The sequence below is a fragment of the Stenotrophomonas sp. CC22-02 genome (genome assembly GCF_004365115.1).
Classification (GTDB): Bacteria; Pseudomonadota; Gammaproteobacteria; order Xanthomonadales; family Xanthomonadaceae; genus Stenotrophomonas; species Stenotrophomonas forensis.
Genome location: NZ_SOCO01000002.1, coordinates 253,492 through 276,124 on the forward strand (window position 1 = coordinate 253,492; position 22,633 = coordinate 276,124).

The 22,633-nt window shown below is 69.0% G+C and carries 18 protein-coding genes; 8 read left to right on the top strand and 10 right to left on the bottom strand.

Annotated features, from left to right (window positions below; translation table 11 throughout):
• The first annotated feature begins 11 nt into the window (after positions 1–11).
• On the top strand, positions 12–326 hold the full coding sequence (locus tag N440_RS19020; RefSeq protein ID WP_133936255.1) for an I78 family peptidase inhibitor: 315 nt from the start codon (positions 12–14) through the stop codon (positions 324–326).
• A 76-nt stretch (positions 327–402) separates the two neighbouring features.
• Here the strand turns inward: N440_RS19020 and N440_RS19025 are convergent, their stop codons facing one another.
• Entirely contained in the window at positions 403–2,469 is a 2,067-nt protein-coding gene (locus N440_RS19025; RefSeq protein ID WP_133936257.1) for a M56 family metallopeptidase, read from the bottom strand.
• A gap of 3 nt (positions 2,470–2,472) precedes the next feature.
• Positions 2,473–2,859 carry a BlaI/MecI/CopY family transcriptional regulator gene (locus N440_RS19030; RefSeq protein WP_004153481.1) on the bottom strand — a complete coding sequence of 129 codons (387 nt, stop codon included), beginning with the start codon at positions 2,857–2,859 and terminating at the stop codon, positions 2,473–2,475.
• Between the two features lie 206 nt (positions 2,860–3,065).
• On the opposite strand from N440_RS19030, the gene N440_RS19035 reads away from it, so the two are divergent.
• The gene (locus N440_RS19035; protein WP_133936370.1) at positions 3,066–4,187 is read left to right on the top strand and encodes a serine hydrolase domain-containing protein; all 1,122 of its coding nucleotides are present in this window, start codon (positions 3,066–3,068) and stop codon (positions 4,185–4,187) included.
• On the opposite strand, the gene N440_RS19040 is transcribed toward N440_RS19035, so the two are convergent.
• The 3 genes from N440_RS19040 to N440_RS19050 form a co-directional block, all read right to left on the bottom strand.
• Entirely contained in the window at positions 4,122–4,922 is an 801-nt protein-coding gene (locus N440_RS19040; protein ID WP_133936259.1) for a hypothetical protein, read from the bottom strand. The genes N440_RS19035 and N440_RS19040 overlap by 66 nt on opposite strands.
• 3 nt (positions 4,923–4,925) lie before the next feature.
• Positions 4,926–6,341, bottom strand: coding sequence for an XVIPCD domain-containing protein (locus tag N440_RS19045; RefSeq protein WP_133936261.1), 1,416 nt, complete (start codon positions 6,339–6,341; stop codon positions 4,926–4,928).
• A gap of 120 nt (positions 6,342–6,461) precedes the next feature.
• The gene (locus N440_RS19050) at positions 6,462–7,568 is read right to left on the bottom strand and encodes an SDR family oxidoreductase (protein ID WP_133936263.1); all 1,107 of its coding nucleotides are present in this window, start codon (positions 7,566–7,568) and stop codon (positions 6,462–6,464) included.
• Between the two features lie 211 nt (positions 7,569–7,779).
• Between N440_RS19050 and N440_RS19055 the strand changes: the two genes are divergently transcribed.
• On the top strand, positions 7,780–8,088 hold the full coding sequence (locus N440_RS19055; RefSeq protein WP_133936371.1) for a hypothetical protein: 309 nt from the start codon (positions 7,780–7,782) through the stop codon (positions 8,086–8,088).
• Between the two features lie 6 nt (positions 8,089–8,094).
• On the opposite strand, the gene N440_RS19060 is transcribed toward N440_RS19055, so the two are convergent.
• Positions 8,095–9,147 carry a DNA topoisomerase IB gene (locus N440_RS19060; protein ID WP_133936265.1) on the bottom strand — a complete coding sequence of 351 codons (1,053 nt, stop codon included), beginning with the start codon at positions 9,145–9,147 and terminating at the stop codon, positions 8,095–8,097.
• A 112-nt stretch (positions 9,148–9,259) separates the two neighbouring features.
• On the opposite strand from N440_RS19060, the gene N440_RS19065 reads away from it, so the two are divergent.
• From N440_RS19065 to N440_RS19075, 3 genes are all read left to right on the top strand, one after another.
• Positions 9,260–9,649 carry an I78 family peptidase inhibitor gene (locus N440_RS19065; RefSeq protein ID WP_133936267.1) on the top strand — a complete coding sequence of 130 codons (390 nt, stop codon included), beginning with the start codon at positions 9,260–9,262 and terminating at the stop codon, positions 9,647–9,649.
• A gap of 176 nt (positions 9,650–9,825) precedes the next feature.
• On the top strand, positions 9,826–14,280 hold the full coding sequence (gene gltB / locus N440_RS19070) for a glutamate synthase large subunit (RefSeq protein ID WP_133936269.1): 4,455 nt from the start codon (positions 9,826–9,828) through the stop codon (positions 14,278–14,280).
• A gap of 85 nt (positions 14,281–14,365) precedes the next feature.
• Entirely contained in the window at positions 14,366–15,811 is a 1,446-nt protein-coding gene (locus tag N440_RS19075; protein WP_133936271.1) for an FAD-dependent oxidoreductase, read from the top strand.
• On the opposite strand, the gene N440_RS19080 is transcribed toward N440_RS19075, so the two are convergent.
• A complete protein-coding gene (locus N440_RS19080) occupies positions 15,797–18,208 on the bottom strand; it encodes an ATP-binding protein (protein WP_208322810.1) in 2,412 nt (803 codons plus the stop codon). The genes N440_RS19075 and N440_RS19080 overlap by 15 nt on opposite strands.
• A gap of 157 nt (positions 18,209–18,365) precedes the next feature.
• Between N440_RS19080 and N440_RS19085 the strand changes: the two genes are divergently transcribed.
• Positions 18,366–19,232 (top strand): methylglyoxal synthase, encoded by an 867-nt coding sequence (locus N440_RS19085; protein WP_133936275.1) that lies wholly within the window; start codon positions 18,366–18,368, stop codon positions 19,230–19,232.
• 398 nt (positions 19,233–19,630) lie between these two features.
• On the opposite strand, the gene N440_RS19090 is transcribed toward N440_RS19085, so the two are convergent.
• The 3 genes from N440_RS19090 to ttcA are packed head-to-tail and all read right to left on the bottom strand — an operon-like array spanning position 19,631 to position 22,332.
• A complete protein-coding gene (locus N440_RS19090; protein ID WP_133936277.1) occupies positions 19,631–20,410 on the bottom strand; it encodes a SprT family zinc-dependent metalloprotease in 780 nt (259 codons plus the stop codon).
• Between the two features lie 59 nt (positions 20,411–20,469).
• Positions 20,470–21,375, bottom strand: a complete 906-nt coding sequence (locus tag N440_RS19095; RefSeq protein WP_005411825.1) for a recombination-associated protein RdgC — start codon at positions 21,373–21,375, stop codon at positions 20,470–20,472.
• Between the two features lie 36 nt (positions 21,376–21,411).
• Complete coding sequence (ttcA, locus tag N440_RS19100; RefSeq protein ID WP_208322811.1) at positions 21,412–22,332, bottom strand: tRNA 2-thiocytidine(32) synthetase TtcA; 921 nt, start codon at positions 22,330–22,332, stop codon at positions 21,412–21,414.
• A 91-nt stretch (positions 22,333–22,423) separates the two neighbouring features.
• Between ttcA and N440_RS19105 the strand changes: the two genes are divergently transcribed.
• Positions 22,424–22,627, top strand: a complete 204-nt coding sequence (locus N440_RS19105) for a YdcH family protein (RefSeq protein ID WP_004153435.1) — start codon at positions 22,424–22,426, stop codon at positions 22,625–22,627.
• The last annotated feature ends 6 nt before the right edge of the window (positions 22,628–22,633 follow it).

Genomic DNA, 22,633 nt, shown 5'->3' on the forward strand with positions numbered 1-22,633 from the left:
GGAGCCCGACAATGCGCCTCAGTCCCCTTGCCCTGCTTGCCATCCTGCCGCTGGCCGCCTGCAGCCACGCCGGCAGCAGCACCACCCACGATGCCGCGCCAGCGCCAGTGGCCGACGCCGCGCATGAATGCAGGCCGGAGGCGCTCGAGGCCTTCACCGGCAGGACCGCCGACGAGGCCACCATCAAGAAGCTGGTGGCCGACAGCGGCGCGCGCAACGCGCGGGTGGTCAAGCCGGGCATGGCGGTGACCATGGACTTCCGCCAGGATCGCGTGACCGTGCAGGTGGATGCGCAGAACCGGATCGAGCGCGCCAGCTGCGGTTGATCGGCCTCGGAGAGGGTGCCGGCCGCGGGCCGGCATCTCCCCCAAGCATTGCCGGCCCGCGGCCGGCACGCCCTGTTTACAGGCGCTCGGCCTTGCCGCTGGCCAGCGCGCGCGCGATCACCTGCTGCGCCCGTTGCGATGCCTCGGCTTGCACACGTGCCTGGCGCTCGCCCAGTGCGGCCTGCTGGCTGCCCAGCGCCGCCTGGCGGCTGGCCAGTTCGGCCTGCTGTCTGGCCAGGCGCCCCATATCGCGGCTACGGCCGGACTGCGCGGCATCGCTGCGGGCTTCCTGCATCCCACGGCGTGCCTCGGCGGCGGCCTCACGCGCAGCGGCCATATCGTTGCTTGCGCCACGCACCGCCTTCACCGCCTCCGTGGCGGCGGCAGCGGCCTCACGTGCAGCCTCACGCACACCGGCCACACTGTTGGTCGCGCCCCGCGCCGCCTTCGCCGCTTCCGCGGCGGCCTCGCGGTTGATGTCATGGGCGGCCATCGCACTGCGTGCGGCTTCTGCCGCTTCCAGCGCGATGCGGCGTGCCTCCTCGCCCTGCAGACGGCCCACCTCGCCCATCTGCCTGCCGAGTTCGCCCTGCTGGCGACCCAGCGCACTCTGCTGGCGGCCCAGTTCGCTCTGCTGGCGGCCCAGATCCACCGCGCCGCTGTAGGCACGCTGCAGCGACTCGATCAGCATCGGGTCACGCACCACATAGCGCTTGTCGCCCTGCCGGAACCACAGTGCCGGCCCCTTGCCGAGCTGCTTGCGGGCCAGCGTGACGTCGTCCATGCCGCCATTGGCGAAGGTCGAGTCGCCATCCACCAGCACATAGGCCTGCGGCGGCGATTTGCCCAGGTCCAGGCGGCCATAGGTGGTGATGGAGGTGGTGTGGGAGGTCGTGCGTCCACCGTGCATGCCGGTATCGACATCGACATCCACGTCGACCGCCACATCCGCATCGTCCGGACCTGACAGCGCCTCGACATCTGCCGGCTCGGCCGGAGCCGCCGGGGCCACTGGCGTGGCCGGCACCCGCGCGGATGCGGGCGGCGCCGGCGGTGCTTTCGGTGCTTTCGGCGGAGGCGGCACCACGGCCTTCGGTGCCGCCGGCGGCGCGGGCGGTGCCGGCGGCACGGGCGCGGCAACCAGGCGCATCGGCGCCACGCCCACCACCAGCACCACAGCGGTCAACGCCATCGCCAGAATGCGCGGGCAGGCCCGGCGCGGTTGCAGCGACATCAGGCGGCGCTTGAGACTGGTGGTGCTCGGCGCGGCACTGGCCACGCCCAGGTGCGGCTGCGGTGCCACGCCCAACTGCAGCAGCAGGCGACCATAGGCCTGGCGGCTCGCGCCGTGCTGGCCGACCACTGCCGCATCCACCGCTTCCTCGCGGGCCTGGGCGTATTCGCGCACCGACAGGCGCAGCAGCGGGTGGAAGAAGAACAGATGCTGGGCCAGCGCCGGCAGCAGGCCCCACTGCAGGTCACGCCGCTGCAGGTGCTGAAGTTCGTGGGTCAGTGCCAGGTCCAGCGCATCGCCCTGCAAGGCATTGTCGCCGGCCGGCAGCAGCAGTACCGGACGGAACGGCCCGACCAGCTGCGGCGAGTCCACCTGCGTGCTCATCCACAGGCGCGGCGCAGGGCGCACCCCGTGCGCTTCGGAGGCCAACTGCAGGGCCTGTACCAGCGCCTCGTCCTGGCAGGGATAGGCCGCCGCCAGCAGCGCGCGGCACTGGCGCCACTCACCGAAGGTGCGCCATGCCATCAGCAGCACGCCGGACACCCACAGCGCGGCCAGCGCGACGGCCCACCACGCCACCGCCGGCATGTCCGCGGCAGGCATCGGCATCGCGGCCAGCAGCTGTGCGGAGGCTTCCGGGGCCAGCGGGTAGATCATGTCGGCAGCCACGTCGGTGGCGGTCATCGCCACCGCCTGCGGCGCCGGCAGCCAGGGCAGCTGCAGCGGCTGGCTCCAGAACAGGCCCAGCACGGCCTGCAGCGACACCAGCCACCACAGACGGCAGCGGGTCGCCGCCGACAGCGACGGCAATGCGCGGCACGCCCCATACACCAGGGCCACCAGCAGCACGGTCTGCAGGCTGGTCCAGCCCAGCCGTTCCAACAACGGGATCAGCATCGTGGTGTCCATGGCTCAGCCCTCGTGGCGACGCGATTGGAGTTGGGCGACCAGCGCTTCCAGCTCGGCCAGTTCGTTGTCACTGACCTGCTGGCGCTGCGACAGGTAGGCCACGAACGGCGACACCGAGCCCTGCAGGGTGTTGTCGACGAACTGGGCCACGGCGCCCTGCAGCACGCTCTCCGGGCCACGGGTGGCCTGGTAGCGGTAGACGCCCTCCTGCTGCCGGCGCTGAAGATACCCTTTCGCGCGCAGCCGCTCCATCATCGTCAGCACGGTGGAGCGGGCCAGGCCACGGGCTTCCCCATAACCACTGGCGACCTCGCCGACGCTGGCCGGCGCATGTTCATCGATGTACTGCAGCAGGGCCAGTTCCTGGTCCCCGATCGTCTTGCCACGCATGACACCACTCCCTTGACTACACGTGTCGTCACTGTCAGCGTGACGACAACTGTAGTCAACCCCCCGGAAGTCATGGGCCGACGAACGGTAGGCAGCTCGGCGCGCTTAAACCTTTCCCAAGCTCCCCGCATCCGATCCTCGACGCCCCGCCGGAAGCCTGCATGTTCCGCCCAACGCTTCGAGCCCTGCTCATGCTCACCTGCGCTCTGCCTCTCGCCGCCCTGCCCGTGCCCGCGATATCTGCCAGCCACGACCAGGCCAACGACCAGACCCGTCGCCTGATCCGTCAGATCATGCTCGAGCAGCGCATTCCCGGATTGCAGGTTGCCGTGGTCAGGCAGGGGCAGATCGTGCTCTCCGAAGCCTATGGCCTGGCCAACGTGGAAAACGGCGTGCGCGTCTCACGTGACACCCGCTTCCCGCTCAACTCGGCGACCAAGGCGTTCACCGGCGTCGCCATCGCACAGCTGGCAGAGCAAGGACGACTGGATCTGGATGCCCCCGCCTCGCGTTACCTGGATGATCTTCCAGCCACGTGGAAGGACGTACGCGTGCGCCAGCTGCTGGCACACACCTCGGGCCTGCCGGACATCCTCGATGCCAATGGCCTGCTGGGCGGTGGTTCCGAAGCGCAGGCATGGACGGCGGTCAGCGCGCGACCGGTCGACGCGGCACCCGGGCAGCGCTTTGCCTACAACCAGACCAACTATGTGCTGCTGGCGCGGATCATCGCGCAGCAATCGGGCATGCCCTACGACCGCTACCTCGCCACCGGCCAGTTCAGCGGCGCCCGCATGGCGCGCACCACCTTCGGCGACAGCTATGACCTGATTCCGGATGTGGCGACGATGTACAGCCTGGCGCCACGCGCCACCGATGCGGCCGACATGCCGCCGCGCCTGTCGCACTGGTTCTACGACATGCCGCCCAGCCTGTGGGCCGGGGGCGGCATCCTCACCACCGCCGACGACACCGCACGCTGGCTGGTCGCACTGAGCGAGGGTCACCTGCTGCAGGACGCGGCACGGCAGCGCATGTGGACCGCCGAGCGCCTGGCCGAGGGCCGCACCGGTCCGTGGGCTGGCGGCTGGCCGGTGCTGCACGCCTCCCCCGACCTGCAGGTGGCCGGCATTGGGGGCGCGCGCTCGGCCTTCGTGGTCTATCCCGAGCGCGGCGTGGCGGTGGTGGTGTTGACCAATCTTGTCGGTGCCAACCCGCAGCAGTTCATTCCACGCATCGCCGATTTCTACGCCAGCGCGGCCTCAACGCCCGCTGACGAACGGGTCGCCCTTGCACGGCAGCAACGGGCTGTCGTCACAGGGCCATAGCGCGGCGGGAACGGTCCTGGCCACCTCGAAATGGTCCTGGTTCCAGCGCAGGAAGCCGGCATGGACAGCGTTGCCGTGGTCGAACGTGCGTGCATCGGCGGCCAGCGGCTGCTCGGGATCGGCCTCGGCCACCCAGCGCAGCACCGGCACCTTGTCCAGCACACCGATGAAGGCGAACAGATCACCTGCGCCCTTGGACCGGTATGACGACATCATCGCTGCATCGGGCAGGTCGGCCTGCGCCAACAGCGACGCGGTGACGTCCTGCAGCGGCGCGGTCCCCTTCGCAACGTAGGCGCGCATGCCTGCGGTGCTGGTCGGGCAGTCCTGCAACTGCACCAGATAGCCGGTGCTGCCGCCGCTGCCGGCAAACGAGCGGATCCAGTAATGGAAGCGCGCTCCACTGCGGTCGGTGGCCATGACATCCTGCTGCCCGCCCTGTCCGGGGAGGGTGACCACATGCACGTTGCTGGCCGCGTCCACATTGCACTTCAACTGCGTCAGTACCTGCCTGACGGATTCGGGCAATGCGCCGTAACCGCCACCGGAAGAGGCGCTGCCGGAGGCTTCAGGCAATGCGGGCAAGCCGCGATCAGGGGCCAGCGGCTGCATCGGCCGGGTTGCCGCTTCCGCAGTGGACGCTGCCGGGGCAGTGCGCTCGCCGGCCGGCGCACAGGCGCTGCAGGCCAGCAGCAGCATCGACGCAATGCCCGGCATCAGGTGCGATCGGATCATCGTTCAACGCCCTCCCATCGCCGGCGCTTCCTGCTGCTGTGCGGGCGCCGGCGCGGGTGCGCCGTGTTCGCGCGCCTGCTGCTGCAGCTGGCGCAGGCTGGTTTCCACCGCGGTCTCGCGGACCTCGGCCGCATTGACCCCTGCACGCAGCGCCGCGGGATCGCCCGGGCTGCCCTGCACCAGGAACAGTGTCTCGCCCGCCGCACGGCCTGCGCTGGGGTTGCTGGCCACGATCTGGTCGACCTGGGTGATGCCCGCGGCCTTGGCTTCGCGCAGCATCACCAGGCTGTAGGCATCGGCGTGTTCGGCGTAGTGTCCACCCAAGGCCTGCAGGCGCGTACTGATCTGCTGCTGCAGGGAATGGTCACGATGCTGCGGCTGGCGAGGATCGTCCTGGGCGGCAAGGGGCGCGTCCTGGCCCAGTTCACGCACCTGGCCCGGCGCGACCGAGGTCAGCACGTACTGCCAGCGGTTCTGCCCCGGCGTGCCACGCACCGTCGCCACGAAGTCATCGTACTCGCCGCCGCCGATGGTCTGGCAGCCGGCCGAATCCGTGTTCGAGCGGCTGCCGCGATGGATCTTGAACGTGTCGTTGAGGTCCTGCACGCCCTGCGTGTCGCGCGCGTCGAACCAGCCGTCACCATTGCTGTCCCGCTCCACCCGGCCGGCACCGGCGGTGATCGCCTCCTGCGAGGGACGCAGTGCGAATTCATCGGGATGGCCGTGGCGCGGGTGGGTGGTCGCGCGCATCTCGGTGGTGCCTTCGCCCAGTCGCCCCAGATCCTTGATCCGGTCACCGTTGACGTCCTCACCTTCGGTCTTGGCGCGCGGCGCCACATCGCCGAAGCCCGGACTGCGGGGCGTGGTCTTGGCATGACCATCGTACTGGGCGGTCGGCTCGGTCGTGGCCTGGTTGAACTCGCGCACGTGGCCATGACCCTGCGCATCCTTCCACAGCACCACGATGCGGTCGTCATAGACACCACGCCCGCGTGCCTCGGTGCTGCGGTTCTCGTCGCGCAGCCCCAGCACCACGCGGTCCTGGGTGGCCATTGCATCATTCGCGGCGGTGTTGCCGCGCTGGGCCACGATGCTGCCGTACACGTCGTACTGCTGCGCCTGGCTCAGGCCTGCGGTTTCCGTGGCGTCGGGCATCAGCGGCGGACGCGTCGCCCCGCGCAGGCGATCCAGCATCGGATTCACCGTGGCGGCATCGGCGGCGGCCACGCCACCGGCCCGGCGCAGCGCCTCCAGTTCGGTGGCCGCGCGGACCGACACGTAACGATCCAGCGATTCCTGCACCACCGCGCTCTGGCCGTTGTGCAGGGCTTCCAGACGGGCGGCCGCACCGCGCGCGTCGTTCTGCCGCAACAGGGCAACGACTTCATTGGCCGCTGCATTGATATCCATCTCGGGCATGATCGGTCCTTGAACGTGTTCGTCGGGACGTCAGCCTACCGCAGCCGCTTGGCGCAGCTTTTGACACACCGCACACCTTCGTTGCCACGCCGCATTCAGGCAGATCACGTCACGGACCGGTCATCCGCGCGGTCCGCCCATCACCGGCAGGATCACCCCGCTGATGTAGCTGGCACAGGCCGGCGAGGCCAGGAACACATAGGCCGGCGACAGTTCTTCGGGCTGTGCGGGCCGGCCCATGTCACTGTCCTTTCCGAACTCGGCGACGTCCTCGGCCTGCTTGTCGGCCGGGTTCAGCGGCGTCCACACCGGGCCTGGTGCCACGCAGTTGACGCGGATTCCGCGCGGCAGCAGCTGGCTGGCCAATGCCTTGGTGAAGGCATGGATCGCGCCCTTGGTGGCGGAGTAATCGATCAGCGCCTTGCTGCCGAACAGGCCGGTTTCCGAACCCGTGTTGATGATGCTGGCACCCTCGCGCAGATGCGGCAGCACCGCACGCGCCATCTGGATGTAGCCGCCGATGTTGGTCTGCAGGGTTTCCTGCAGGTGCGCGTCTTGCAGATCCTCCAGGCGCTCGCAGTGCAGCTGGAACGCGGCGTTGTTGACCAGGATGTCGATGCCGCCGAAAGCCTTGGCCACCTGCTTCACCGCCTTGTTGCAGAAGCGCGGATCGCGCACGTCGCCGGCGATCACCACGCAGCGTGCTCCCTCGCGTTCCACGTGCTGGCGGGTGATCTCGGCATCTTCGGCTTCATCCAGATGCAGCACTGCAACATCCGCACCCTCACGTGCGAACAGCACCGCCACCGCACGGCCGATACCGGAATCGCCACCGGTAATGACCGCGCGCATGCCCTGCAGCTTGCCGCTGCCGGCGTAGTCCGGCGCAAGGAAGCGTGGCGCCAGCTCAAGTTGGTGTTCATGCCCGGGCTTGGCCAGCTGCTGTGCGGGCATGACCTCAGGTTGCCTGCGTGCACCGGCCTGGGTGGCGGTCTTCTTCGTGGCCTTCTTCGCTGCGCGCGCGTCCTTGGCCTTCTCCTGGTCCTGCAGGCGCCGCTGCCGCGAGGCCACCCGCGCCGCACGCGGGTCGCTGGCGGCGGCCTTGCGGGTTGCGGTTTTCACCACGCGCGGGCGATCAGGGTCGGCAACGGTCTGGATCGCGGTGCTGCCTTTGCGCACCTTGGGCGCGGCTTTGTGGCGGGCGGGGGTCTTCTTGATGGTGGCCATGCAGGGTCTCCTCGGGAGGGAAAGGGACTGCCGGCCAGCGGCCGGCACTACCGGGGGCGGCATCCGCCGCAGCTGCAGTGTCTCCATCGGCGCTGTCGGTGGCAGTGAGTGCACCGTGTCCACGGCGTGCACGGCATTCATTCCGCCACCACGCGTGCCATCGCACCCTGCACGCAACCACACGAGGACCGCACCTGTGAAGAACGCCTGCCTGCACCCTGCCCTTGCCGCCGCCGCTCTCAGCCTCGCCCTCGCCGCGTGCAGCAGCACGCCGATGGCACAGGTACAGCCGATCGACGGCGTGATTTCCGGCCAGTGCCACAGCGACATGGTGCGCGGTGCGCTGGGGCTGGCGGCCTCGGATGCCACCGTTGCGCGTGCCCGCGTGGACAGCGACAGCCTGCACGTGCGGGTGCTGCGTCACGACGGTCCGCGGGTGCCGCCAGCCAGCGAAGGCGGTGACCGCCTGACCATCGAGAAGGGCCGCACCAACAACATCACCGCGATCTACTGCGGCTGACCGCCGTCACCCGCTGCGCTTGGCCAACCGCCGCGCCCTGCGCAGCACCTTCAGCGTTGCCTGCTCCCACTGGCGCGGACCGCGCAGGCCGGCCAGCGCAGCCAGTTCGCCACGTTCCCAGCCGGCAAACACGCAGGGGTCGATATAGGCCTTGCGGCACACCGCCGGCGTGTTGCCCAACCGCGCGGCCACCTGGCACACCACCTCGCGCTGCGCCTTGGCCAGCGCGCGCTGGGTGGCCGGTTCCGGCAGCTCGGTGGCAGCGAAGGTCTGCACCGCCGCCAGGGTGCCGCCCCAGGTGCGGAAATCCTTGGCGGTGAAGTCTTCCCCCATCACCTCGCGCAGGTAGTCATTCACCGCGCCCGAATCGACCGGCTGGATGACGCCCTCATCGTCGCGGTACTGGAACAGCGCCTGGCCCGGCAACTGCTGCACACCGCGTACCAGCGTGCCCAGCCGGCGGTCACCGACGGTCACCTCATGCAGCTGGCCGGATTTGCCACGGAAGCGCATGCGCACCCGGCCGCCGCGCAGCAGGTCCAGGTGGCGGTTGCGCAGCGTGGTCAGGCCATAGGACCTGTTCTCCCTGGCGTAGGTTTCATTGCCCACCCGCACCAGGGTGTCGGCCAGCAGTGCGACCACGACTGCCAGCACTTTCCCGCGCGGGAAGCCCCGCTGCTTGAGGTCACGGCCGAGCCGCCTGCGCAGGCCCGGCAGCGCTTCGCCGAAGGCGATGGTGCGGTCGAACTTGCCCGAATCGCGCACCGCTGCCCAGTCGGCGTGGTAGCGGTACTGCTTGCGCCCACGCGCATCGCGACCGGTCGCCTGCAGGTGGCCGTTGGCATGTGCGCAGATCCATACCGCGGTATAGGCCGGCGGGATCGCCAGCGCACGGATGCGTTGCAGGGTGGCGGCATCACGCAGCGCGTGGCCGTCGGCATCGCGGTAGCTGAAGCCCTTGCCGGCGCGGCGGCGGCTGAAGCCGGGCTGGGTGTCATCGACATAACGCAGGCCAGCGGCGCGCGCGGCCTGTTGTTCCGGAGTGGAGGGCGTTGGCATGGCTGCCAGTGTCGCGGGCGCGGCGCGGTGATCCTGTCGATAACGCAAGACAAACACGTGAGGGTCGGTTCGCCGCTATGCTCGGGTCTTCACAACCCCTTCCGGAGTCATGATGTCGTTTCAGATTCGCACCCGTCCGCTCTCCGCCCTGTTGCTGCCGGCCGTGCTGGCCCTGACCGCCTGCCAGGCACCGGCGCTGGATGAACAGGATTCGGCCACCGCCCATGCCCAGCAGGCCGCCGAAGCCGCCAAGGCGCCGGCCGACGACGCAGGCAAGGCGACCGAGGCGCCGCCGGTCGGCACCTGCGACGCCAGCCAGGTGCAGAGCCTGGTCGGCCAGGCCTACACCGACGCGCTCGGCAAGCAGGCCCAGGAAGACGCCGGCGCCAGCCAGGTGCGCGTGCTCAAGCCCAACGACGTGGCCACGATGGAGTTCCTCGGCGACCGCCTCAACATCGAAGTGGACGACAAGGGCGCAGTGAGCGGCACGCGCTGCGGCTGAGCCCGGCCCCGCGCCGGCACGGGCGTGCCGGCGCTTTCTGTTGCACCTGCAACCGTGTATTGCGGCGCTGCAGCAACCTGTGATCTAGTCGAGGCATCCGGTGGCCTCACGATGCGCTCCAGGGATTTGGGCGGGCTTGAGTGTCCCCGTTCAATTCATCCCGCATCGAGGTAGAGATGGCCCCCCGCAACCGCCAAGGGCTTTACGACCCGCGCTCCGAGCGCGATGCCTGTGGATTTGGCATGGTCGCCCAGCTCGACGATCAACCTTCGCGCCTGTTGGTTGATACCGCCATCGCCGCGCTCTCGCGCATGACCCACCGTGGCGGCGTCGCCGCCGACGGCCTGACCGGCGATGGCTGCGGCCTGCTGCTGCGCCGCCCCGATGCTTTCCTGAAACTGCTGGCCAACGAAGCGGGCATCGTCGTCGCCGCGCGCTTCGCCGCCGGCCTGGTGTTCCTGCCGCACGATGCCGACGCCGCGCAGGCCTGCCGCACCCAGCTGCAGGCGCAGGTGGAAGCCGTCGGCTGCAAGGTGGCCGGCTGGCGCGAGGTGCCCACCGACGACAGCGTCTGTGGCCAGCTGGCACGCGACACGCTGCCGCGCATCGAACAGGTATTCGTCGATGCCGGCGTCGGCCAGGACGATGCCGGCTTCGCGCTGGCCCTGTTCCTGGCCCGCCGGCGCAGCGAACAGCAGCTGCGCGCGCATGCCGACTTCTACGTCACCACGCTCACCCCGGATGCAATCAGCTACAAGGGCATGGTGCTGCCGGACAAGCTCAGCCGCTTCTACCCGGACCTGCAGCGCCGCGAACTGGCCTCCAGCGCGATCGTGTTCCACCAGCGCTTCTCCACCAACACGCTGCCGCGCTGGCCGTTGGCCCACCCGTTCCGCATGCTTGCCCACAACGGCGAGATCAACACCATCGAAGGCAACCGGCGCTGGGCGCAGGCGCGCAGCAAGGTGTGGAAGACGCCGCGCTTCGACATCGCCGAGTTCGATCCGGTCATCTCCATGCACGGCTCGGACTCGCAGAGCCTGGACAACATGCTGGAGCTGATGGTCGCCGGCGGCATGGAACTGATCCAGGCACTGCGCATCCTGGTGCCGCCGGCCACCCAGTCGCTGGAATTCAAGGACCCCGACCTGGCCGCGTTCTACGAGTTCCATGGCCTCAACAGCGAACCCTGGGACGGCCCGGCCGGCATCGTCGCCTGCGACAGCCGCTATGCGGTGTGTACGCTGGATCGCAATGGCCTGCGCCCGGCGCGCTGGATGCTGACCGCCGACCGCCACTTCCTGGTCGCTTCCGAAGCCGGGGTGTGGGAAGTGCCGACCGAGCGCGTGGTGCGCAAGGGCAAGCTCGGCCCGGGCGAGATGATCGCCATCGATCTCAAGCGCGGCGACCTGCTCGACTCCGACGCGGTGGATCGCATCAATCGCGGCCGCGCGCCGTACAAGCAGTGGCTGCAGCAGGGCGTCACCTACCTGCAGACCGAACTGATCGACCCGTCGCTGGTGGAAGAGCCCTTCGACGAAGGCACCCTGCGCAGCTACCACAAGCTCTACCAGCTCAGCAGCGAGGAAGTGGAACAGGTGCTGCGGCCGCTGGCCGAGACCGAGCAGGAAGCCACCGGCTCGATGGGCGACGACACGCCGATGGCGGTGCTGAGCCAGCGCAGTCGTCCGCTCTACGACTACTTCCGCCAGGCCTTCGCGCAGGTCACCAACCCGCCGATCGACCCGCTGCGCGAAGACTGCGCGATGTCCCTGTCCACCCAGCTCGGCAAGGAGACCAACATCTTCCATGCCGGCCCGGAGACGGTGAACCACGTCATCCTCAACTCGCCGGTGCTCAGCCAGCGCAAGCTGCGCCAGCTGCTGAAGATGGAGCAGTACGTGCAGGCCAACCGCCTGCTCGACCTGTCCTACAGCGAGGACGAAGGCCTGCGCGCCGGCATCGAGCGCATCTGCGCCGAGGCCGAACAGGCCGCGCGCGATGGCATGGTGATGCTGCTGCTGTCCGACCGCTACCCGGTGGCCGGGCGGCCGATGGTGCACGCCCTGCTGGCCACCAGCGCCATCCACCACCACCTCTCGCGGCTGGGCCTGCGCTGCGACGTCAACCTGATCGTCGAGACCGGCACCGCGCGCGACCCGCACCACATGGCCTGCCTGCTCGGCTTCGGTGCCACCGCGGTGTACCCGTACCTGGCCTACCAGACCCTGTTCGACCTCGGCCGCCGCGGCATCCTCAAGCTCAGCAAGGGCGGCGAGCAGTCGCAGATCGGCCGCCGCTACCGCAAGGGCGTGTACAAGGGCCTGTCCAAGATCATCTCGAAGATGGGCATCTGTACCGTGGCCAGCTACCGCGGTGCGCAGCTGTTCGAGATCATCGGCCTGGAACCGGAGGTGGTCGACCTGTGCTTCCCCGATACCGCCTCGCGCATCGGTGGCGCCGGCTTCGCCCGCCTGGACGCCGATGCGCGCGAGCTGTGCGCGCAGGCCTGGGATGCGCAGCAGGACGTGGATGTCGGCGGCCTGCTGAAATACGTGCACGGCGGCGAGTACCACATGTACAACCCGGACGTGGTGACCACCCTGCAGCGCGCGGCGCGCAGTGGCGATCCGCGTGCCTGGCAGCAGTACTGCGATGCCGTGCATGCACGGCCGCCCTCGGCACTGCGCGACCTGCTGGAACTGGTGCCGGCCGCCACGCCCACGCCGCTCGATGAAGTGGCACCGGCCAGCGAACTGTTCCCGCGCTTCGATACCGCAGCGATCAGCCTGGGTGCGCTATCGCCCGAAGCGCACGAGGCGCTGGCGATTGCCATGAATCGCCTGGGTGGCCGCAGCAATTCCGGCGAAGGCGGCGAAGATCCCGCACGCTACGGCACGCCGAGGCGCAGCAAGATCAAGCAGGTGGCCTCGGGCCGCTTCGGCGTCACCGCCGAATACCTGGTCAATGCCGAAGTGCTGCAGATCAAGGTCGCGCAGGGCGCCAAGCCCGGCGAAGGCGGCCAGCTGCCCGGCCACAAGGTCAACGAACTGATCGCGCGCCTGCGCTATGCGCGCCCGGGCATCGGCCTGATCTCGCCGCCGCCGCACCACGACATCTATTCGATTGAAGACCTGGCGCAGCTGATCTACGACCTCAAGCAGGTCAACCCGACCGCGCTGGTGTCGGTGAAGCTGGTCAGCCATGCCGGCGTCGGCACGATTGCCGCCGGCGTGGTCAAGGCCGGTGCGGACCTGATCACCATTTCCGGCCATGACGGCGGCACCGGCGCCTCGCCGGTCAGCTCGATCCGCTATGCCGGCGTGCCGTGGGAACTGGGCGTGGCCGAAGCGCACCAGGCGCTGCTGGCCAACGACCTGCGCGGGCGCACCCTGCTGCAGACCGATGGTGGCCTGAAGACCGGCCTGGACGTGGTCAAGGCCGCGCTGCTGGGTGCGGACAGCTTCGGCTTCGGCACCGCGCCGATGATCGTGCTGGGCTGCAAGTACCTGCGTATCTGCCACCTCAACAACTGCGCCACCGGCGTGGCCACCCAGGACGAGCGCCTGCGCGAGAACCATTTCACCGGCCAGCCCGAGCGCGTGGAGAACTTCTTCCGCCTGCTGGCCGAGGAAGTGCGTGGCTGGCTGTCGTACCTGGGTGCGCGTTCGCTGGAGGACATCGTCGGCCGCACCGACCTGCTGCGGCAGATCGAGGCCGCGCCACGCGATGGCGTGCGCGTGGACCTGTCGCGCCTGCTGGCCGATGCCCGTTACGAAGGCAGCCACTGCGCCGCGCAGCGCCTGTACGAATCGCCGGACAGCCTGGCCACGCAGATGGATGGCCTGCTGGCCCCGGCCATCGAGCACAGGCGCGGCGGCGAGCACCGCTTCCTGATCCACAACACCGACCGCAGCATCGGCACCCGCCTGGCCGGCGCGGTGGCGCGCGCGCACGGCAACCAGGGCATGGCCGAGGCACCACTGGAACTGCGCTTCCGCGGCAGCGCCGGGCAGAGCTTCGGCGCCTTCAACGTGGGCGGCCTGCATCTGGAAGTAGAGGGCGAGGCCAACGACTACGTCGGCAAGGGCATGGCTGGGGGCCGCCTGGTAGTGCGGCCGCCGCGTGGCGCGCGCTTCGAGGCACGCAGCACCGCCATCATCGGCAACACCTGCCTGTACGGCGCCACCGGAGGCGAACTGTTCGCGGCTGGGCGTGCCGGCGAGCGCTTCGCGGTGCGCAATTCCGGCGCGTTGGCGGTGGTGGAAGGTGCCGGTGACCACTGCTGCGAATACATGACCGACGGCGTGGTGCTGGTGCTGGGCAAGGTCGGCCTGAACTTCGGCGCCGGCTTCACCGGTGGCCTGGCGTATGTGCTGGACGTGGACCGCGATTTCGTCGATCGCTACAACCACGAACTGATCGACATCCATCGCGTGTCCGCCGAGGGCTTCGAAAACTATCGCCAGCACCTGCACCGCCTGATCGGTCGCCACCGCGAGCTGACCGGCAGCATCTGGGCGCAGCAGATCCTCGACGAGTTCCGCGATTACATCGGCAAGTTCTGGCTGGTCAAACCCAAGGCCGCCAGCATCGAGTCGCTGACTGAAACCCTGCGACGCGCCGCCTGACGGGAGCGCCGGCCGCTGGCCGGCACCCCAGGATCACGTAGTGCCGGCCGCTGGCCGGCAACCGGAAAACATCAAAGAGCCCGCCATGAGCCGCAAGCACGCCTTCCAGTTCCTCGACCTGCCCCGCACCATGCCGCAGCGCATCCCGGTGGAACTGCGCACCTCCGGCGACTGGGGCGAGCTGTACGGCAAGTTCGGCAAGGAGGAGGCGCAGTACCAGGCCGGCCGCTGCCTGGACTGCGGCAACCCGTACTGCAGCTGGAAGTGCCCGGTGCACAACGCCATCCCGCAGTGGCTGCAGCTGGTGCAGGAAAACCGCATCCACGAAGCCGCCACGCTGTGCCACAGCACCAACCCGCTGCCGGAAGTGTGCGGCCGCGTCTGCCCGCAGGACCGCCTGTGCGAAGGCAGCTGCACGCTGGAGGAATTCGGCGCGGTCACCATCGGCGCGGTGGAGAAGTACATCGTCGATACCGCGCTGGCCAGCGGCTGGCGCCCGGACCTGGGTGCCGTGCAGCCGACCGGGCACAGCGTGGCGGTGATCGGTGCCGGCCCGGCCGGCCTGGCCTGCGCCGACCGCCTGGCCCGCGCCGGCATCACCGCCGTGGTCTATGACCGCTACGAACAGATCGGCGGCCTGCTGCAGTTCGGCATTCCCAGCTTCAAGCTGGACAAGGAGGTGATCCACCGCCGCCGCGAAGTACTGGAAGGCATGGGTGTGCAGTTCCGCCTGGGCGTGGAGATCGGCCGCGATGTCAGCGTGCAGCAGCTGCTGGACAGCCACGATGCCGTGTTCGTCGGCACCGGTGCCTACCGCTACACCGATGGCGGCCTGGACGGCCAGGACCTGAAGGGCGTGCTGCCGGCGCTGCCGTTCCTGGTGCAGAACAGCCGGATTGTCGGCGGCGACGATCCGAAGGGCCGGCCGATCGCCGGCTGGGAAGACACCATCGCCCTGCCCGATCTCAACGGCAAGCGCGTGGTGGTGCTCGGTGGTGGTGACACCGGCATGGACTGCGTGCGCAGTGCGGTACGGCTGGGCGCGGCCAAGGTCACCTGCGCCTACCGCCGCGACGAGGCCAACATGCCCGGCAGCGCCCGCGAGGTGGCCAACGCGCGCGAGGAAGGTGTGCGCTTCCTGTTCAACCGCCAGCCGCTGTCGATCGAAGCCGGTGCCGATGATGAAGTGATCGGCGTGACCGTGGTCGAGACCCGGCTGGGCGAGCCCGATGCCAACGGCCGCCAGAACGCGGTGCCGATCGAGGGCAGCGAATCGCTGCTGGAGGCCGACGTGGTGATCATCGCCTTCGGCTTCTCGCCGACGCTGCCGGCGTGGTTGTCCGAGCACGGCGTGGAAGGCCGGTCGAACGGCCGCATCGTGGCCGGTGGCAAGGACCGCCTGCCGTTCCAGACCGCGCATCCACGCCTGTTTGCCGGTGGTGATGCCGTGCGCGGCGCCGACCTGGTGGTGACCGCCGTGGCCGAAGGCCGTGATGCCGCCGCCAGCATCGTGCGCCTACTGGCGGGTTGAATCCGGCGCCAGCAGCCTGGCCAACAGCGCATTCAACGAGTGCGTTTCCACCGGTTTGGCCAGGAAATGCTCGATGCCGGCGTCACGGCAGGCCTCGCGTGTCCGGTCCAGCACGCTGGCGGTGAGCGCGATGATTGGAACCCGCGCGCGGGCTGGACACGTGTCGGCGCGGATCGCCCGCGCCAGTGCGAACCCATCCACGTCCGGCATGTGGCAGTCGGTGATCACCACATCAAACGCTCCCGCATGCCACGCCTCGAGGGCCTTGCGACCGTCGGTGCAGGCCTGCACGTGCAGCCCCAGACCGCGCAGGCGCTGCTCCAGCAGGTGCAGGTTGGTGGGATGGTCTTCGGCCACCAGCACCCGGGCGGGCGGCAGTGGCAGCATCGCTGCGGCCGGCAGGGGTGACATCACTGCCGGCAGCTCGCAGCTGGCCAGCTCCAGCTCCATCCACACCGTGGTGCCTTCGCCAGGCCTGCTGCGCAGCTGCAGCTCCGCGCCCATCGACGACGCCAGCTCACGGCAGATCGCCAGGCCCAGGCCGCTTCCGCCGAAGCGGCGCGTGGTCGACGTCTCGGCCTGGGTGTAGGCAGCGAACACCGCCTGCTGCCGTTCCGGACTGATGCCCACACCACTGTCGCTCACCTGCAGGCGCAGCCGCTGGCCCCCCTGCAACCGCTGCAGCACCTGCACCTGCAGTTCCACCCCGCCATGCTCGGTGAACTTCAACGCGTTGCCGGCAAGATTGAACAGGATCTGGCGCAAACGCAGGCCGTCAGCAAGCAGTCCGGCCTGCAGTGCAGGATCGAGTTCAAGCGTGAGATGCAGTCCGCGGCTGGCCGCGACGGGCATCAACAGCTGCTGCACTGCGCGCAGCAAGGCGGCGAGATCGGTTGGACGCAGCTGCAGGGGCGCAGGTTGCAGGCGCTGGCTGTGCAGCACATCGTCGAGGATCTGCCGCAGCATCCTCGCCGCATCTCCCACCGTGGCAAGCACCTGCCGCTGGTGCACCTCCAGCTCGCTGTCGGCCAAGCGTTCGAGCATGCCCAGCAAGGTGCTCATCGGCGTACGGATCTGGTGGCTCATGGTCGCCAGGAAGTGGGTCTTGGCCAGCGCCACCTGCTCTGCCTCGCGCCGGGCGTGTGCCAGCGCACGGGTGCGCGACTGCACCTCGCTGACATCCATCCAGTAGCCGCTCCACTCGACAATGCCATCGGCGCGCGGCAACGGCCGTCCATGCGAGTGCACCCAGCGCCAGCCCAGCGGCGACAGCGTGCGGAAGAGGACGTCGATCGGCTCGCGCGCCAGCGCAGCGGCATCGACCGCTTCGGTCAGTCGCTCACAATCATCGGGGTGGACCGCCGCCAGCAAGCGCTGAGGATCGATCAGCGCGGTCTCGACGCTGATCCCGAACAGCGCCTGCACGTCCCCAGCGATCTGCGGAATGCTGTAATGGCCTGCGGCCGAGCGACGCGCCTGGAACACCACGGCCGGCAGATTCGATGTCACCTCCCGCAGCCGCTGTGCGGCCACGCGACGTCGCTCGCTTTCACGGTGCACGCGCCAGTAGCCGAACGCGTACACCAGCGCGAGCGCCAGCAGGATCAGCGAGGCCGGCACCAGCCAGTGCAGTGCCGAGGGCGACGACTGGCTTCGCGGCGTGGCCGGCAGCCAGGCCGCACGGATCGCCTCGCGTTGGGCGCCACTCAAACCCGACACGACCTGCTCGAACTCATCGATGACCGCTGCACAGGCAGGCACGGTGGCCAGCACCAGCGCATCATCGAAGCCCGCCGGTGCAGCGACCACCAGTGGGTCTCCGTGGTAACGCCGCAGAGCGGCCTCGACCTCGCCCAGATTGGCGATCACCGCATCGACCAGGCCGGTGCCCAGCAGCGAGAGGGCGTCATCGAGCGGTGCAGGCGGAAGCAGCTGTGCGCCCGGCGCCTGTTCGGCCAGCATCGCAGCCAGTGGCCCGGGATCGGGACTGGCCACGGTGCGCCCCCGCAGCGCGCCCACGCCCATCACCGGTGGCGCATCCCGGCGCTGTACGATCACCTGCGGCAGCTGCAGGTAGGGAGCGCTGGCCACCCAGCCCGGGGGCAGTTGCGAACGGGGCCAGCCCAGCAGCGCCTGGATGCCGTCGGGCACCCTGCCCTCGGCCACCGCAGCGGCCAGCAGCGGTTGTGGCTGCAAGGGGCGCTGTGCACCCAGCAGCGCCAGGTAGTCCGCATCGGGTCCGTTCGCCTGCCCCTGCACGCCGGCGGACAACGGCGTGCGGTCGGATGGCCAGGCGATACGCAGCGGTGAGCCGCAACGTGCGGAGGTGGTGGCTGGCAGCAGCAGGCATGCCATCACGGCAGCGGCAGGAAACCCAACGACGTTCACGGCAGGCATCCTCATTCGCCGGCGGGAGAAACGGCCGCGCAGCGGTACCGCTGCCTGCCACGCTAGCGACGTGTCAGCAGGCAGCAATGAAGAAAGTTGTAAATGCATCCAGAAGGGGGAATGGCGACATACACTGCCGCTTTCACCCGTATCTGCGGAGCTCTCGATGCGCATCGGCCTGGCTGCCAACCGTCTCCACCATCACGACGCGCGTGCGGCCCTGTTCCGCTGGTTGCGTGCCAGCGAGCCCGGACTGCGCGAACTGGGGGTATCGCTGCACGCGGTCGGCCGCACCCATGACGCGATCGAGCGACAGGGATTCCTGGCCGGGTACAACGGCCTGCACCGCTACCCCTATGGACGCGAAGGCGGCCTGATGAAGCTGGTGGCCGAGGTGGTCGGCATGGGCCCGGAGCGGACGCTGGATGGTGCGATCTATCTGATCGATCCGGTCGATCCGTCATCGGTGTTTCCGGAAGCCACGGCGCTGAAACGACAGTGCGTGATCCACGGCAAGCCGTTCATTTCGACCGTGGCCACTGCGCGCGACTGGGTGGAGGTGGAGCGCATCCATGCGGGCCTGGATGCAGATGCCGGCGCCGATGACCTGCACGGCTTCGAAGGGCAGACGCTGGCGCTGATCGCGCACGATGCGATGAAGCCGGCGATGCTGGCCTTCGCCGACGAGCACTTCGCGGTACTGGCGCGATTCGGCGAACGCGTGGCGACGGGCACCACCGGGCAGCGCTTGAACGAACTGGCCTGGAGCCGTGGCTGGCCCAGTGACACGCCGTGGGTGACGCGCTACCAGAGCGGCCCGATGGGCGGTGATGCGCAGATTGCCGACCGCGTGCTGGAAGGGCGCTGCCAGCGCGCGATCTTCTTCGAGGACCCGCACGTGGCGCGCCAGCACGAGGCGGACATCCAGCTGCTGGAGCGCGCGGTGACCACGGTGACCGACCAGGCGGTGTGCATTACCGCGCCGCGGGTGGCGGCACGCTGGGCAACGGCGGCGGCGTTGCGGGCGGGGTGATGGAGGTTTCGGCCAACGGCTGAGCCCCTCGTGGCTGGCGGTATCTGAAGGCAAAGCCGTGCTTGGCCGGGCGGGTGAGCCATGCAGGGGACGCTGCAAGTACGTTCCTGTAAGCTCGATGGCGCCATCCATGGCGCCAACGCCCCTGCATGGCTCACCCGCCCGGCCTCAGACAGTTTCCGTGCGTGCCCAGCCACGGAAGAAAGAAGAGCAGGAGCCGGTCGCGCGCTGCGCGCACTCCATGGCGCGTTGCCAGGGCAGAGAATGTTCATCCTCTGGCAGAGTCGAGCCTGCTCGACCGCCGGCCCACGGTCTGGAGTGAAGCCCCTTCTGTTGAAGGGGCGCGCCGAAGGCGAGGGTAGAGGGAGAATGCGTGGGCAACTGCTGTAGCGCGGGCGCTACAGCAGTTGCCGTAGCATGGCCTTCAGTCTGCGACCTTCCAGTTGGAAGTAGTCGCGCTGTTCGCGCCAGGCGGGGAAGCGCTGTTCCACTTCATGCCAGAACGCGGGCGAGTGGTTCGGCTGGATCAGGTGGCAGAGTTCGTGCACCAGCACGTACTCGAACGCTTCCGGGCGCCCCAGCACCAGCGCAAGGTCCAGCGCCATGCTGCCGTCCGGCGCCAGCGAGCCCCACTGCGAGGACATCACCTTCAGCCGCAGGCGGCTGGGCGCGCGCGGCAGGGTGGGCAGGTACTTCGGCAACCAGCGGCCGACGTCGGCGCGGGTCTGTGCTTCGTAGAACTCGCGCAGCAGGCGGCGCAGGGTGGCATCACCGCCACGGCTCGGCCACTGCACGCAGGCGCCGTGCGCATCGATCTCCAGGCGCGCGTAGCGGCCTTCCTGCCAGCGCAGCGGCAGCAGTTCCCCGCGCAGTGGCAGCACACCGTCTTCGCCGGGCTGCAGCGGTGCGGGCAGGCCTTGCCCCTGGTACTGGCGCAGCTGCAGCGCCAGCCAGTCGCGGTGCTGTTCCAGGAAGCGTTCGCCCATCACCAGGCTTGCCCGCGGCGGCAGGGTCAGGCGCGCGCCGCGCTCGTCCACGCTCAGTTTGATGCGCCGCGCACGCGGGTCGCGCACGCGCAGCACCTCGATCTCGGCATCCTCCAGGCGCAGGCGAACGGTGTCGCGCTGTACGGTGGCGGGCGGGGTCGGGCTGATCAGGCGGCGCAGCAGACGGCTCATGCGCCCAGCATAGCGCTGCTTCGGGCCGCCGGATGACCGGCGGCCGTCGGGTTGCCTGTTCAGTCAGCCTTGCTGAGCTTGAAGGCTTCTTCCAGCAACAGGAACAGGCGGCGGATCTCGGCGCTCTGCAGGGCGAAGCGGGCGTCGAATTCGGCGCGGCGGCCGTCTTCGTCGGCATGTTCCAGCTGGTCCAGCGCGCCGTCGAGGAACTTCAGCTTGCGCACGATCAGGTCGTCGCCGATCACGAAGGACAGGTTGTCTTCGAAGATCAGCGCCAGCTTGGTCACCTGCTTGCCGGCGTCCAGGTGCTTGTCGATCTCGTCGCAGCGCAGTTCCTGGTGCTGGCACTTGACCACCGCACCGCCCTCCACCGGGTCCTTCATCTCGCACTCTTCGCCCAGGCTCAGCCCGGTCGGCAGCGGCTCGCCGGCAATCCAGCCGGTCAGGATCGAGCGCGGCGCGACTTCGGCATTCAGCGGCATCGCCGGGAAGCTGCCGAGCAGGCCGCGGATGTCGGACATGAAGTATTCGCCGGTCTTGCGGCTGGAGGTATCCACCGCGACATAACCGTGCTGCAGGTCGATGAAGGCGTCATTGCGCGAAGACTTCACAAAGGCGCGCGGCAGCAGCTCATGCAGCAGGTCGTCCTTCATGCGCTTGCGCTCGCGGCCACCCGGGCGACGGCCTTCCTTCTCCTCGATCTCCTCCAGCTTGCGCTCGAGCAGGTCGTTGACCACCGCCGCCGGCAGGATCTTGTCCTCACCGCCCACGGTCAGCCACAGGTGCTCGGCGATACGGTGGGAGAGCAGTTCCTTCTCCTCGCGGCCGAACGGCGAGATGAAGCCGCGCGAATTCATTTCCAGCGCGCCTACCGGCTTCAGCAGGGCGTGCGGCAGCAGGGTGTCGACTTCGGAAAAATCGGTGGTGGTCGGGAAACGGAAGAACGTCAGGTTGCGAAAGAACATGGATTTCCGGATGGCAAAGAGGAAGGGCGACCGACCTTAAACGGCGGGCGTCTCGGGATCTGCGTCGGCGTCGGCCGGGGAGCCGGCCAGCCAGGCATGGGCGTCGGGCAGCGGCGCGTCGTCGCGACGGCCCAGCGCCATGAAGTCGAACAGGGTGGTATCGGCCAGCTGCGAGGGCCGCACTTCGCCCATGGCACGCGCGATCTGATCGATGCGGCCCGGGTGGTCCTTCTCCCACTGCCTGAGCATCAGGCCGACCTGGCGACGCTGCAGGTTTTCCTGGCTGCCGCACAGGTTGCAGGGAATGATCGGGAACTGACGTGCCTGCGCGTACTCGACGATGTCGCTCTCGCGCACATAGGCCAGCGGCCGGATCACCACGTGCCTGCCGTCATCGCTGCGCAGCTTCGGCGGCATGCCCGACAGCTTGGCGTGGTGGAACAGGTTCATGAAGAACGTGGCCACCATGTCGTCACGGTGGTGGCCCAGCGCGATCTTGGTGAAACCGTGGGTCTCGGCATAGTTGTACAGCGCGCCACGACGCAGGCGCGAGCACAGCGAACACATGGTCTTGCCTTCCGGAATGACCCGGCTGACCACCGAATAGGTGTCCTGCTCGATGATGTGGTACGGCACGCCCAGCCCGGCCAGGTACTCCGGCAGCACGTGCTCGGGGAAGTCCGGCTGCTTCTGGTCCAGGTTCACCGCCACCAGCTCGAACGGCACCGGCGCCTTCTTCTGCAGCTGCAGCAGCACGTCCAGCAGGGTGTAGCTGTCCTTGCCACCGGACAGGCAGACCATGACCTTGTCACCGGCCTCGATCATGCCGAAGTCGGCAATCGCCTCGCCCACCTGGCGGCGCAGGCGCTTGGCCAGCTTGTGCTGCTCGCGATCGGCCACGCGCGGATCGCGGGCGGCACGGGGCGGGGGATCGGGAAGGGAGATCACGGCACTCATGGTCTCCATTCTAACGGCTCGGAGCCGCCGCGGCCGGGCCGAGGGGCTCCCCTCTCCCGGCAGTCATCATCGCTGTGTATGCTCGGAGGCTGTGGACACCTACAGCCCCGCCGAGATCGTCGAGCACCTCGCCGCCCTGCGCGCCGAGCACCGCCTGCTGGATGAACAGATCACCCGCATGGCCGCCAACGGCGAGGACGAGCTGGAGTCCAAGCGCCTGAAGCGTCGCAAGCTGCAGCTGAAGGACTGCATCGCCAGGCTGGAAAGCCTGCAGATTCCCGACGAGCCGGCCTGACGCCGG

What these genes read in the sequence shown, in the direction of transcription:
- N440_RS19020 (WP_133936255.1), top strand. Translation starts at nt 12, where the DNA reads ATGCGCCTCAGTCCCCTTGCCCTGCTTGCCATCCTGCCGCTGGCCGCC.
- N440_RS19025 (WP_133936257.1), bottom strand. Translation starts at nt 2,469, where the DNA reads ATGGACACCACGATGCTGATCCCGTTGTTGGAACGGCTGGGCTGGACC.
- N440_RS19030 (WP_004153481.1), bottom strand. Translation starts at nt 2,859, where the DNA reads ATGCGTGGCAAGACGATCGGGGACCAGGAACTGGCCCTGCTGCAGTAC.
- N440_RS19040 (WP_133936259.1), bottom strand. Translation starts at nt 4,922, where the DNA reads ATGATCCGATCGCACCTGATGCCGGGCATTGCGTCGATGCTGCTGCTG.
- N440_RS19045 (WP_133936261.1), bottom strand. Translation starts at nt 6,341, where the DNA reads ATGCCCGAGATGGATATCAATGCAGCGGCCAATGAAGTCGTTGCCCTG.
- N440_RS19050 (WP_133936263.1), bottom strand. Translation starts at nt 7,568, where the DNA reads ATGGCCACCATCAAGAAGACCCCCGCCCGCCACAAAGCCGCGCCCAAG.
- N440_RS19060 (WP_133936265.1), bottom strand. Translation starts at nt 9,147, where the DNA reads ATGCCAACGCCCTCCACTCCGGAACAACAGGCCGCGCGCGCCGCTGGC.
- N440_RS19065 (WP_133936267.1), top strand. Translation starts at nt 9,260, where the DNA reads ATGTCGTTTCAGATTCGCACCCGTCCGCTCTCCGCCCTGTTGCTGCCG.
- gltB (WP_133936269.1), top strand. Translation starts at nt 9,826, where the DNA reads ATGGCCCCCCGCAACCGCCAAGGGCTTTACGACCCGCGCTCCGAGCGC.
- N440_RS19075 (WP_133936271.1), top strand. Translation starts at nt 14,366, where the DNA reads ATGAGCCGCAAGCACGCCTTCCAGTTCCTCGACCTGCCCCGCACCATG.
- N440_RS19080 (WP_208322810.1), bottom strand. Translation starts at nt 18,208, where the DNA reads ATGCCTGCCGTGAACGTCGTTGGGTTTCCTGCCGCTGCCGTGATGGCA.
- N440_RS19085 (WP_133936275.1), top strand. Translation starts at nt 18,366, where the DNA reads ATGCGCATCGGCCTGGCTGCCAACCGTCTCCACCATCACGACGCGCGT.
- N440_RS19090 (WP_133936277.1), bottom strand. Translation starts at nt 20,410, where the DNA reads ATGAGCCGTCTGCTGCGCCGCCTGATCAGCCCGACCCCGCCCGCCACC.
- N440_RS19095 (WP_005411825.1), bottom strand. Translation starts at nt 21,375, where the DNA reads ATGTTCTTTCGCAACCTGACGTTCTTCCGTTTCCCGACCACCACCGAT.
- ttcA (WP_208322811.1), bottom strand. Translation starts at nt 22,332, where the DNA reads ATGAGTGCCGTGATCTCCCTTCCCGATCCCCCGCCCCGTGCCGCCCGC.